The following is a 12,339-nucleotide window of genomic DNA, read 5'->3' on the forward strand; positions in this document are numbered from 1 at the left end:
TCCAGTCATAGCCCGAGCTGAAACATGCGCCAATAAAAAACGCGGCCGAAGCCGCGTCGCGATAAGGATCTGCTGCCGTTCAGGCCCATGGCTGCCTGCAGATCCACCCGGGTAGGGTTGTTCGCCTGGCAAGAGGCGGCGCACCGGAGCTAGCGTGCCGCCGTTGGGATGCATCACAACTCAGAAGAAACCCAGAGGATTGATGTCATAGCTCACCAGCAGGTTCTTGGTCTGCTGGTAGTGGTCGAGCATCATCTTGTGGTTTTCACGGCCGACACCGGACTTCTTGTAGCCACCGAAGGCGGCGTGCGCCGGGTACAGGTGGTAGCAGTTGGTCCACACACGGCCGGCCTTGATCCCACGACCCATGCGGTACGCGGTGTTGATGTCGCGGCTCCACACACCGGCGCCCAGACCGAACTCGGTGTCGTTGGCAATCGCCAGGGCTTCGGCTTCGTCCTTAAAGGTGGTCACGCCGATCACCGGGCCGAAGATCTCTTCCTGGAACACGCGCATCTTGTTGTGACCCTTGAGCAGGGTCGGCTGGATGTAATAGCCGCTGGCCAGGTCGCCTTCGAGCCGCTCGGCAGCGCCACCGGTAAGCACCTGCGCACCTTCCTGCTGGGCGATCTCGAGGTAGCTGAGGATCTTGTCGAACTGCTGCTGCGAGGCCTGGGCGCCGACCATGGTCTCGGTGTCCAGCGGGTTGCCGCGCTTGATCTGTTTGACCTTCTTCAGCACCTCGGCCATGAAGGCGTCGTAGATCGACTCCTGCACCAGCGCACGCGACGGGCAGGTGCACACCTCGCCCTGATTGAAGAAGCCCAGCACCAGACCTTCGGCAGCCTTCTCGATGAAGGCCGGCTCGGCGTTCATGATGTCGGCGAAGAAAATGTTCGGCGATTTGCCGCCCAGCTCGACGGTGGACGGGATGATGTTCTCGGCGGCGCACTTGAGGATGTGCGAGCCAACCGGGGTGGAGCCGGTGAAGGCAATCTTGGCGATGCGTTTGCTGGTGGCCAGCGCCTCTCCGGCCTCGCGGCCGAAGCCCTGAACGATGTTGAGCACGCCCGGCGGCAGCAGGTCGCCGACCAGCTCGATCAGCACGGTGATGGAGAACGGCGTCTGCTCGGCCGGTTTGAGCACGATGGCGTTGCCGGCAGCCAGAGCCGGCGCCAGCTTCCAGGCGGCCATCAGCAGCGGGAAGTTCCACGGGATGATCTGTCCGACCACGCCCAGTGGCTCGTGGAAGTGATAGGCCACGGTGCCGTCGTTGATCTCGGCGGTGCTACCCTCCTGGGCGCGGATGCAGCCGGCGAAGTAGCGGAAGTGGTCGGCAGCCAGCGGCACGTCGGCATTCAGCGTCTCGCGCACCGGCTTGCCGTTATCCCAGGTTTCGGCCACGGCGAGCAGTTCGAGGTTGGCTTCGATGCGGTCGGCGATTTTCAGCAGGATGTGCGAACGCTCCTGCACGCTGGTGCGGCCCCAAGCATCGGCGGCGGCATGTGCGGCATCCAGCGCCTTGTCGATATCGGCGGCGTTGGAGCGAGGAAATTCGCCGATCACCGAGCCATCGACCGGGCTGGTGTTGCTGAAGTACTGGCCGCTGAGCGGGGCGACAAACTCACCGCCGATGTAGTTGCCGTAGCGTGGTTTGAGGGTGACGACGGCGCCTGCGGTACCCGGTTTCGCGTAAATCATGATGCTGACCTCTCTTGTTGTCGGAGCCCGCTGCCAATCGGGGAAGCGAGTCATGGTTCGATCTTAGGAAGCCGCTGAAAACCTCGGTATGCGCCCATGGCACAGATCGCCTAGTCATTTGGTAGTAGAGCGGCGAGCGGCCTGGGCCGGGCTTTTGGCAGCGAGGTACGGGCCATGAAAGCTAAAGGCTAGACCCGTTCGCCTGGTCTTGCGTTCCCCGGTACGAAAATTCGCCCGTGGCATTTAGAAGCAGCCAGTAGCGCGCCGACAGAGCCCGGAAACGACGATGGCCGGACAGTGTCCGGCCATCGCCTGATGCATCAGCCAATCAGTGCTTGGCCACCAGCTCCTTCGGCAGCTTGAAGGTCCACAGCATGCCGCCCTGGTTCAGGTGCTTGACGCGCTTGGCCACTTCGCCGCCCCACAGCGGTACCGCACCACCCCAGCCGGACAAGACGGAGACGTACTGCTCGCCGTCCATTTCCCAGGTCACGGGCGAGCCGATCACGCCCGAGCCGGTCTGGAATTCCCAGACTTTCTCGCCGGTCTTGGCATTGAACGCCTGCAGGTAGCCTTCCGGGTTACCGGTGAACACCAGATTGCCCTTGGTGGTCAGCACACCGCCCCACAGCGGCGCGTAATTCTTGTGGCGCCAGACTTCCTTGCCGGTCTTCGGATCGATGGCACGCAGCACGCCGATGTAGTCCTCGTTCAGCGGCTTGATGGTAAAGCCGGCCCCCAGGTAGGCGGCGCCCTTCTTGTAGGCGATGTCTTCGTTCCAGATGTCCATGCCCCACTCGTTGGACGGTACGTAGAACAGACCGGTGTCCTGGCTGTAGGCCATGGGCATCCAGTTCTTCGCGCCGAGGAAGGCCGGTGCGGAGAACACGCTCGTGCCCTTCTCCTTCGCACTCGGCGAGCCAGGGCGGTTGCTGTCGTCGTAGATCGGCCGGCCATTCTTGTCCAGACCCTTGGCCCAGGTGATCTTGTCGACGAAGGGGAAGCCGCGGATGAACTTGCCGTTGGTGCGGTCGAGCACGTAGAAGAAGCCGTTACGGTCGGCGGTGGCCGCCGCCTTGATGGTCTTGCCGCCTTCCTGGTAATCGAAGGAGATCAGCTCGTTGACGCCGTCGAAGTCCCAGCCATCGTGCGGCGTGGTCTGGAAGTGCCACTTGATACTGCCGTCGTCCGGGTTGAGCGCCAGGCGCGAGGAGGAGTAGAGGTTGTCGCCAGGACGCAGGTGCGAGTTCCACGGCGCCGGGTTGCCGGTGCCGAAGAACAGCAGGTTGGTGTCGGCGTCGTAGTAGCCGCCCAGCCAGGGCGCGGCGCCGCCGGTCTTCCACAGGTCGCCCGGCCAGGTCTTTCCGGCCTCGCCGCCGCTGATGCCGTTCTCGACGGCCTTGCCGTCCTTGTAGACGTAGCCCATGTGACCTTCGACGGTCGGGCGACTCCAGAGCAGCTCACCGTTCTTCGGATCGTAGGCTTCGATCTTGCCGACCACGCCGAACTCACCACCGGAGACGCCAGTGATCAGCTTGCCGTTGACCACCAGCGGCGCCGCGGTGATGGAGTAACCCGCCTTGTGATCGGCGACGTTCTTGCGCCATACCACCTTGCCGGTGTCCTTGTTCAGCGCCACCAGCTTGGCGTCGAGGGTGCCGAAGATCACCAGGTCGTCATACAGGGCGACGCCCCGGTTGATCACGTCGCAGCAGGGACGGATATCGTCCGGCAGGCGCGCTTCGTACTGCCACAGCTCACGCCCGGTGCGCGCATCGACGGCGAACACCCGCGAGTAGGAAGCGGTGACGTACATCACTCCGTCCTTGATCAGCGGCTGCGCCTGCTGACCACGCTGCTTCTCGCCACCGAAGGACATGGTCCAAACCGGGCGCAGTTCCTTGACGTTCTGCTCGTTGAGTATGCTCAGCGGGCTGTAGCGCTGACCCTGCAGGCCGAGACCGTTGGTGACGATCTGGTCGGTGGTGGTGGCGTCCTTGAGAATCTCGGCGTCGGTGACCGCCAGCGCGGCGGCGGACGGCAACAGCATGGCGGCACAGAGTGCGGTGAGGAGGAAGGGCTGGCGAAGACCGGCGTGTTTCATTGCGGCTACCTCTGCGGGTTCATTGTTATTGCCGGGAAATTTTCCCGGTCTGCCGCAAATTCTTGGCTCGCACAGGCCACCCAACAATTGCACCCCCAGCCGATTTTCCTCGTTCCTTGGTAGCAATACCTGCCGTACCCGCCCCTGGACAGATCGCCGCAAGTAGCAACCAGGCGCCACCAAAAGCCCATGGTGCAGGAATGACGCGGCCCGTAGAAAGGCACCTCCCAACCATAAGGAGAATGCCCATGGGACGCGTACTGCTCGCACTGCTACTGGCCGCGTTGCTTGGCCAGGCGCAGGCCGAAAGCCTGAAGATTGGCCTCAACTATCCGCGAACCGGCAACTACAAGGATGAAGGCCTGGAACTGCGCCGCGGCGCCCTGCTCGCCGTCGAGGCGATCAACCGGCAAGGGGGCCTGCTCGGCCAGCCGCTGGAGCTGCTCAGCGAGAACACCGACTCCGATGCGGCCCAGGCCACACGCAACGTCGACCACTTCGCCAGCCAGGGTGCACGCATGGTCTTTGGCGGCGCCACCAGCGAAGAGGCCATCGCCGCTGGGCAACGGGCCCGCGAGTTGGGTCTGCTGTATTTCGCCACCCTCGGTTACGCCAACGAAGTTACCGGCCAAGCCGGCCAGCGCTACCTGTTTCGCGAATCCGGCAGCGCCTGGATGAGTGCGCGGGTGCTCGGCGAGTACCTGTCCTGGCATCTGCCGCGCCAGCGTTATCACTACATCGTCATCGACGATGCCTGGGGCCGCAGCATCGAGCAGACCCTGCGCCTGGCCACCGGCAGCGCCGACCGTGCCCGTCATGGCCGCAGCGCCCTGCCCCCCGGCCCGTTGCGCCGCGAGCAATACCGCGCCGCCATGGACAAGGCTGCGGCGAGCAGTGCCGACGTGCTGGTACTGGCACTACTCGGCGACAACCTGCAACGCAGCATGCGCATGGTTCACAACATGGGCCTGAAGCAGCGCATGCAGATCATCGTGCCGAACCTGACCAAGAGCCTGGTCCAGCAGGTTGGCCCGCAGGTGATGGAAGACGTGATCGGCACCGAAACCTGGACCTGGGACACCCCGAAACTGGAAAACAGCGAGGCCGGCCAACGCTTCGTCGAACGCTATCTGCACGAGCATCAGGAGTATCCGGGCGGAACCGCGGCCTCTGCCTACACCGTCGTCCAGCAATGGGCCGATGCAGTCAGGCGTAGCGCCAGCACCGACGCCGAAACCCTGATCGCCGCACTCGAAGGCCACCGCTACCAATTGCTCAAGGACGAGCAGCAATGGCGGGACTTCGACCATCAGAATCTGCAGAGCATCTACGCCGTGCGCGTGCGCAAGCGTGACCAGATCATGCGTGACACCCTCAAGCAACATTACTTCGAGATCATCCACCGCATGAGCGGCGAACAGGCCGCGCCCAGCCATGACGAATGGATCCAGGAGCGCGGCGAAGTGCTCAGCCTGCAGTGAGCTCCGTCACCAAGCAGGCTTTACAGGCTCCACGATGATTGCGGCGGCCCCGGCTTTGCCCGACACTTGGCCGCCCGCACATTCTGATCGGAGACGCCCGTGCCCCACCCTCGCCAGGAAATTCTCAACCATCCCGATGCACTGGACTGCACGGTCTATCGCCCGGACGAGCAGGACCCGGATGCCGAAGAGCAGGATCTGGGCGACGGCAAGGTGCTGATCACCGGTGCCTTCGAGCCGCCGCAGGATTGGGATGCGCACCAGCGCGAGGACTACTACGGCGAAGAAGACCCCACCCACTTCGTCAGCGCCCATATCGAATGCCTGGCCAAACCGGCGACTCGGGACTTCTTCATGCCCGAGAGCGGTGACTATGTAGCCGTGCAGTCCAACCTGGGCGAAGTGGTGATGTATTACGTCTACGACCACGAAGAGACCGAGCACGGCCGTCATTACGTGCTGATTCGCGACGATGAAGAGCTCTAGGTTGGGTGGATTCAGGAGCGAAGCGAACAATCCACCAATCTTCGGAGCCTCACAGATCCAACGGCGTACTGCTTCGCGAGTACGCCCTACTCGAATACCCAGCCGTTATGAGATTGGTTGCAGGGTGCGCCGCGCGCACCGATGACACCCCACGCTTCTAATCCTGACGATCCACCCGCCCCATGGCGTTGCGCTCATAGCGCGGGTAGAGGTGGCTAACACTGCGGATCAGCTCATAGCGCGACAGGTTGACCTGGGCGAAGCGCTCGGGGATCGGCGTACGAATCAGTTCGTTCATCTCCGCGCCCTGCTCTGCCCCCTGACGCAGCAAGCCATCGAGCCAGCCCAGGTAATCACGCATCTGCACGAACGGCGCCGCATCAGTGGTCACCGGGCCATGGCCGGGCACGATCTGCTTCCAGGGCATTGCTTCGAGCCGATCCAGATCGGCCAGCCACACATCCAGCCCGGGGCTGTTCGGTGTGGTCAGCGCACGCTGGTAGAACAGGATATCGCCGGCGAACAGCACGCCCGTGCGCTCATCCAGAATCGCCAGGTCGGCGCCGGTATGCCCCTGTAGCGCCAGCAGTTGCAGGCGCCTGCCGCCAATTTCCAGCGTGCCTTCCTGTACCTCCTCGGTGGGCAACACCACTTCGGTGCCGCGCATCCAGTCGCCGACCAGGCGGTACATGTTCTCCGCCATGGCGTCGCCCTGTTCGGCCAGCAACCGGGTGGTCTCGGGCAATGCCGCGATGGGCACCCCGGCGAAAGCCAGGTTGCCCAGCACATGATCTGGGTGATGGTGAGTCAGCAACACGCGCAGCACCGGTTTGCCGGTGGTTTGCTCGATGCTCTGGCGCAGCGCCTCGCCGTAGCGACGCGACGGACCGGTGTCGATCACCACCACGCCGTCTGCGGTTTCGATAAAGCCGACGTTGACGATATTGCCGCCGTTTTCCGCCGCGAAATTATCGGTACTGCCCTCCAGCAGCCAGACGCCCTCGGCGATCTGCCGGGGTTGCAGGTGGTAATCGAGTGCTTGGGCAAGCCCGGTACCGAGAGCCAGCAAAAACAGTATCCAGCGCATGCTTTTCTCCTCGAAATCCGCTTGAGCCGCGAGCTTCGCCCCGAGGCGGGGCTCCTACACACAGGGCGAGCGCCGCTGCCTACTGTGGGAGCCGCGCCCCGCGGCGAATAGAACCGCCGTCAGAACGCGGCCTGGAATTCGTTGCCGTTGTTGTCGCGCAGCCAGACTTCGGCCTGCCGGTCGTCGCGCAGGTCGAAGGTCAGCGTCGGGTTCTCGCTGACTGCAGGGAACAACTCGATACGCCCCAACACCTGGCCATCGGCATCGCGCAACTCGGCCTGCTCGATGTAGAACTCGGGGATGCCGCCGACCAGGCCGTTGTCCATCGGGTGCGACACCTGCAGGCGCAGGCGGCTGTCCTCGCCACGCACGAAGCGCTTGCCCAGTACCTGGCCCAGACGCTCCTCCCAGCCGGCCTCGGCGCGCACCACGCTGGGCGCGGTACAGCCGCCGCCTGCCGCCTCGACCCGGGCCGAGCCGATATGCCAGACGCCATCGTCGGTCAGCACCGCCGCGCGAATCGGCGTGGCCTGCTCGACCCGAATGCGAATGGCCAGGCTCGGCTCCAGATGCTCGCCGGGGGCGAAATCGAGAATACGCGGGATAGGGTTGAGCTCGGCCCAGGCCAGAATGCGCTTGACCTTGCCGCGGTAGGCGCTGGCGTCGATCTGGATCGGCACCTGGCGCGCATCTTCGGCGAATGGCGGCACCTCGAGACGAACCTTGTCGTCGAAGACGAAGGCCTCACCGTTGAGCAGGCGCTGGTGATAGTAGTCCCACATCACCGAGGTGACCGGATCGGGCGCGGCGGCCCTTGCTTCCCAGGCCCAGGCAAACAGGGCCAGCAATATCAGGCTACGCCAATCCATCGCCCACCTCCGGCTCGACTCTTATTGGTATTGTTCTGGCTTCTCGTAGCGCAGCCCGTAGCGCGCGTACAGGCGCTCGAGTGAGCCGTCGAGGATCATGTTTTCCAGCTGTTCTTCCAGGGCATAGGCCAATTGCCGATTGGTTTCGTGCACCGCCATGCCGATTTCCCAGATCTGCCGGCCCATGTCCGGGTAGGCGTTCTCGGCCAGCGCCAGTTGTGGGTCATCGGCCTCGTGCACCAGCCAGTCCACCTCACCCCGCAGCGCCATCACCGCATCCACTTCACCACCCTGCATGGCCGCAAAGGCCAGCTTCGGCGTTGGGTAATGGCGGGTTTCCTGGCTGAGCATGCCGCCCTGCACCGAACTCAGGTAGAACGAGGGCACACTCTCGACTTCGACGCCGACCGGGTGCTGGCGCAACGCGACGATGCTCGGCACTTCGGGCAGACGACGGCGATCGAACGCCAGTTGCCAGCGCTCACGCTGATAGGGGCCGAACATCACCACGAGTTCGTTGACCAGCTCGCCCAGCTCGTTGCGCATCTGCGCGTAGTCGCGGTCGTATGGCACACGCAACATCACATCGGCCAGTTGGCCCTGCGCTGTCACCCGGCCACGCCAGATGTAGTCACGCAGGTCGTCGTCAAGCTTTTCGCCAGGCGGCGCCCACATCACTTCCAGCTTGAGCCCAAGCCCCTCAGCCAGCGCCTTGGCCAGCTCGTAGTCGACACCACGTGGCTGACCGTCCTGCTCGTAACTGTAGGGCGGGAAGTTCTGGTACAGAGCCACGCGCAGGGTGCCCGACTCGGTGATACGGTCGAAGTCGCGCACCTGCGCCTGGGCAATGCCCAGACCTAGCAGCAGGCCAAACAGGAGGATCAGCCGGCGCATGACGCGAGCGCTTATGAAGAAATCGTCGCGAGCGATGGCAGGTCGCGCTTCGCTGGAGCGCAGCAAGCGGAATGTATTGAAATACATGAGCATTGCGAGCACCGCCGAAACGCGAGATGCCGAGCACAGCAGATTTATCATCAAGCGCTTACTCCTCGACGTGCACGCTCTCCAGGTAGCTACGCACTGCCCACAATGCTTCCTGGCTAAGGAAGTCGGCCATCTTCGGCATGTACACGCGCCCATCGCGCACCGCGCCATTGATTACCCGCTCCTTGAACCACTCGTCACCACTGGCGCCCAGCTCCAGCAGGCGCAGGTCGGGGGCGATACCGCCGGATTTGGCTTCCAGGCCGTGGCAGGCAGCGCAGTTCTGGTTGTAGGCCGAGGAGCCAATCTCGATGGCGCGCGGATTGTCGCGATAGGGGTTCTCGTCCAGCCATTCCTCACCCAGCGGTTCCAGGCCATCAGTGTTCACTGCCTGCGGGACCACATCGCCGTGCGCCCAAAGGTTGGTCGATGCGGCGAGCAACAGCAGCGCCAGGGTGGATTGGATCTTCTTGTTCATGGCCAGGACCTCATCTAATGCACGCAAGACAGCCCATACAGAGCTCGTGGCGACCATCTTAGAAAGGCCGTGCAACGCGCCGAATGCTGCTTTGGTGGTCGCGTTCTAGTCCCTTGGTAGTAGGGCTTGTGAGGGGGTGTTGGCGATGCCTTGGCAGCAAGGCCAAGTCATGGGCCGACCGGGAAATCCTCCCGGCAAAGGCGGGAGTTTTTCCGTAGGCGCGAAGGTGGCCGGGTACCACCATCGGCTTGCCTCTGCTGGACATCCCCGGAACCCAGTTTTCGCGGTGTCACTGCAGCGACCTACCACCTCCAATGGGAAGCACAACGATGACAACAAGAAACCTACCCAGCACCCCGCGCCCTCTGGCGCTTGCCCTGATGTTGGCCGGCGGCCTGGCGCTGAGCCAGGGCGCGTTTGCCAAGCCGGTCACCTGGGAAGACATCGCCAACGACCACACCACCACCAGCAACGTGCTGCAGTACGGCATGGGCACCAACGCCCAGCGCTGGAGCCCGCTGGCTCAGGTGAACGCCGAAAACGTGTTCAAGCTGACCCCGGCCTGGAGCTATTCCTTCGGTGACGAGAAGCAGCGCGGCCAGGAATCCCAGGCCATCATCCACGACGGCGTGGTCTACGTGACCGGCTCCTACTCGCGCGTCTTTGCCCTCGACGCCAAGACCGGCAAGCGCCTGTGGACCTACAGCCACCGCCTGCCCGACGACATCCGCCCGTGCTGCGACGTGGTCAACCGCGGCGCCGCCATCTATGGCGACAAGATCTACTTCGGCACCCTCGACGCCCGCGTCGTGGCGCTGAACAAGGACACCGGCAAGGTGGTCTGGAACAAGAAATTCGGCGATCACTCCGCCGGCTACACCATGACCGGCGCGCCGACCATCGTCAAAGACGGCAAGAGCGGCAAGGTGCTTCTGATCCACGGCAGCTCCGGTGACGAGTTCGGCGTGGTCGGCAAGCTGTTCGCCCGCGACCCGGATACCGGTGAAGAAGTCTGGATGCGCCCCTTCGTCGAAGGACATATGGGCCGCCTGAACGGCAAGGACAGCACCCCAACGGGCGACGTCAAAGCGCCGAGCTGGCCGGATGATCCCAACCACCCGACCGGCAAGAAGGAAGCCTGGAGCCAGGGCGGCGGTGCGCCGTGGCAGAGCGCCAGTTTCGATGCCGAAACCAACACCATCATCATCGGCGCCGGCAACCCGGCCCCGTGGAACGGCTGGGCACGCACCAGCGACGGCGGCAACCCCAAGGATTACGACAGCCTGTACACCTCCGGTCAGGTTGGCGTCGATCCCACCACCGGCGAAGTGAAGTGGTTCTACCAGCACACCCCGAACGATGCCTGGGACTTCTCCGGCAACAACGAGCTGGTGCTGTTCGACTACAAGGACAAGGACGGCAAGGTCACCAAGGCCACCGCCCACGCTGACCGCAACGGCTTCTTCTACGTGGTCGATCGCGCCAACGGCAAGCTGAAGAACGCCTTCCCCTTCGTCGACAAGATCACCTGGGCCAGCCATATCGATCTGGAAACCGGTCGCCCGGTCGAGAACGAAGGCCAGCGCCCGCCGAAGCCCAAGCCCGGTGAAAGCAAAGGTGAAGTGGTCGAAGTATCCCCGCCGTTCCTCGGTGGCAAGAACTGGAACCCGATGGCCTACAGCCAGGACACTGGTCTGTTCTACGTCCCGGCCAACCACTGGAAAGAGGATTACTGGGCTGAAGAGGCGCACTACAAGAAGGGCTCCGCCTACCTGGGCATGGGCTTCCGTATCAAGCGCCTGTTCGACGACCACGTCGGCATCCTGCGCGCGATGAACCCCACCACCGGCAAGGTCGCCTGGGAGCACAAGGAGCGCCTGCCGCTGTGGGCCGGCGTACTCGCCACCAAGGGCAACCTGGTGTTCACCGGTACCGGCGACGGCTACTTCAAGGCCTTCGACGCCAAGAACGGCAAGGAGCTGTGGAAGTTCCAGGTCGGCACCGGGATCATCTCCCCGCCCGTCACCTGGGAGCAGGATGGTGAGCAGTACATCGGCGTGACCGCCGGTTACGGCGGCGCCGTGCCGCTGTGGGGCGGCGACATGGCCGACCTGACCAAACCGGTCGCCCAGGGCGGTTCCTTCTGGGTCTTCAAGCTGCCGAGCTGGGACAAGGCCAGCGCCCAACGCTAAAGGCTGAACGCATGGCGCACCTGGTGCGCCATGCACGCTACCTGTGGGAGGGGCTTTAGCCGCGACTGCCTCACCCATCATCCCATTCGAGGACTCGCCATGAACTACCTGCCCCTGCTTATCCCGGTCCTGCTACTGGTAATCGGCAGCCACGCCATCGGCGCCGAAACCCAGAACGATGGAGTACCGCAGATCAACGGCTGCCGCATCGAACCCGACAGCAAATGCCCCAACGCCAACCTGCGTGGCGCTGACCTGCGCAACCTCGACATGCGCCGCATGGACCTGTCCGGTGCCGACCTTTCCGGCGCCGACCTGCGCCACGTCAACCTCGACCTGGCCAACCTGGAGAAAGCCAAGCTACGCGGCGCAAACCTGACCCGCGCCAGCCTGCAACAAAGCAACCTTCGCCTGGCCGATCTGTCTGGCGCCAGCCTGGTGGCCATCAGTGGCTGGGCCCTGTTCGCCCAGGCTGCGCAATTCGAAGGCGCCGACATGCGCGCCGCCAACCTGGAATTCGCCCGCCTCTCCGGCGCCAAGCTGCACAACGTCCAGCTGCAGGCGGCCAACCTGGAAATGACCTGGCTGAGCAAGGCCGACCTCAAGGGTGCACATCTGGAAGATGCCAACCTGCAGGAAGTGAAACTCAGCGGCTCCAACCTGGAGAACGCCAACCTCACCGGCGCGCGCACCCGCTTCGGCAACTTCCAGGACGCCACCATGCCCGGCTGCGTGCAATGCCCCAAGGGCTGGGACTGAGCCTAATCCCGCAAGGCCCTGATTCGTAGGGTGGGCCGGGCGGCGCTCCGCTTCAGCCCACCAACAGGCAGTGCAGCTAACGCCAATCCGCGTTCTGGCGGGTTGCACCCGCCCTACCTTGTTCAACGTCCCCCTGTGGAGCGGCTGGGCGGCATTCCGTTTCAGCCGCGATACTCAAGAGCGCTTCGCGGCTAAAGC

At 63.8% G+C, this 12,339-nt stretch carries 10 protein-coding genes; 4 read left to right on the top strand and 6 right to left on the bottom strand.

Annotated elements, in window-relative coordinates:
- Positions 1–180: 180 nt before the first annotated feature.
- Both exaC and AAEQ75_RS20665 read right to left on the bottom strand, forming a co-directional pair.
- Entirely contained in the window at positions 181–1,701 is a 1,521-nt protein-coding gene (gene exaC, locus AAEQ75_RS20660) for an acetaldehyde dehydrogenase ExaC (RefSeq protein ID WP_343350313.1), read from the bottom strand.
- Positions 1,702–2,029: 328 nt separating this feature from the next.
- Complete coding sequence (locus AAEQ75_RS20665) at positions 2,030–3,805, bottom strand: methanol/ethanol family PQQ-dependent dehydrogenase (protein ID WP_343350314.1); 1,776 nt, start codon at positions 3,803–3,805, stop codon at positions 2,030–2,032.
- A gap of 248 nt (positions 3,806–4,053) precedes the next feature.
- Between AAEQ75_RS20665 and AAEQ75_RS20670 the strand changes: the two genes are divergently transcribed.
- Positions 4,054–5,286 (top strand): ABC transporter substrate-binding protein, encoded by a 1,233-nt coding sequence (locus AAEQ75_RS20670; protein ID WP_343350316.1) that lies wholly within the window; start codon positions 4,054–4,056, stop codon positions 5,284–5,286.
- 99 nt (positions 5,287–5,385) lie between these two features.
- Entirely contained in the window at positions 5,386–5,772 is a 387-nt protein-coding gene (locus AAEQ75_RS20675) for a hypothetical protein (protein ID WP_279921193.1), read from the top strand.
- Positions 5,773–5,929: 157 nt separating this feature from the next.
- Here the strand turns inward: AAEQ75_RS20675 and AAEQ75_RS20680 are convergent, their stop codons facing one another.
- The 4 genes from AAEQ75_RS20680 to pedF all read right to left on the bottom strand — a co-directional run bounded on the left by AAEQ75_RS20680 (position 5,930) and on the right by pedF (position 9,190).
- Positions 5,930–6,859, bottom strand: a complete 930-nt coding sequence (locus AAEQ75_RS20680; protein ID WP_343350318.1) for a quinoprotein relay system zinc metallohydrolase 1 — start codon at positions 6,857–6,859, stop codon at positions 5,930–5,932.
- A gap of 119 nt (positions 6,860–6,978) precedes the next feature.
- Positions 6,979–7,728: a quinoprotein dehydrogenase-associated SoxYZ-like carrier gene (locus AAEQ75_RS20685; protein WP_256837236.1), complete on the bottom strand. Its 750-nt coding sequence runs from the start codon at positions 7,726–7,728 to the stop codon at positions 6,979–6,981.
- Between the two features lie 21 nt (positions 7,729–7,749).
- The gene (locus tag AAEQ75_RS20690) at positions 7,750–8,622 is read right to left on the bottom strand and encodes a substrate-binding periplasmic protein (RefSeq protein WP_256837242.1); all 873 of its coding nucleotides are present in this window, start codon (positions 8,620–8,622) and stop codon (positions 7,750–7,752) included.
- Positions 8,623–8,770: 148 nt separating this feature from the next.
- A complete protein-coding gene (pedF, locus tag AAEQ75_RS20695; RefSeq protein ID WP_143507084.1) occupies positions 8,771–9,190 on the bottom strand; it encodes a cytochrome c-550 PedF in 420 nt (139 codons plus the stop codon).
- 329 nt (positions 9,191–9,519) lie between these two features.
- On the opposite strand from pedF, the gene exaA reads away from it, so the two are divergent.
- Positions 9,520–11,382 carry a quinoprotein ethanol dehydrogenase gene (gene exaA / locus AAEQ75_RS20700; protein WP_430523432.1) on the top strand — a complete coding sequence of 621 codons (1,863 nt, stop codon included), beginning with the start codon at positions 9,520–9,522 and terminating at the stop codon, positions 11,380–11,382.
- 99 nt (positions 11,383–11,481) lie between these two features.
- Entirely contained in the window at positions 11,482–12,141 is a 660-nt protein-coding gene (locus tag AAEQ75_RS20705) for a pentapeptide repeat-containing protein (protein WP_343350319.1), read from the top strand.
- Positions 12,142–12,339: the final 198 nt, after the last annotated feature.

It is taken from the genome of Pseudomonas sediminis, assembly GCF_039555755.1.
Taxonomy (GTDB): Bacteria; Pseudomonadota; Gammaproteobacteria; order Pseudomonadales; family Pseudomonadaceae; genus Aquipseudomonas; species Aquipseudomonas mendocina_D.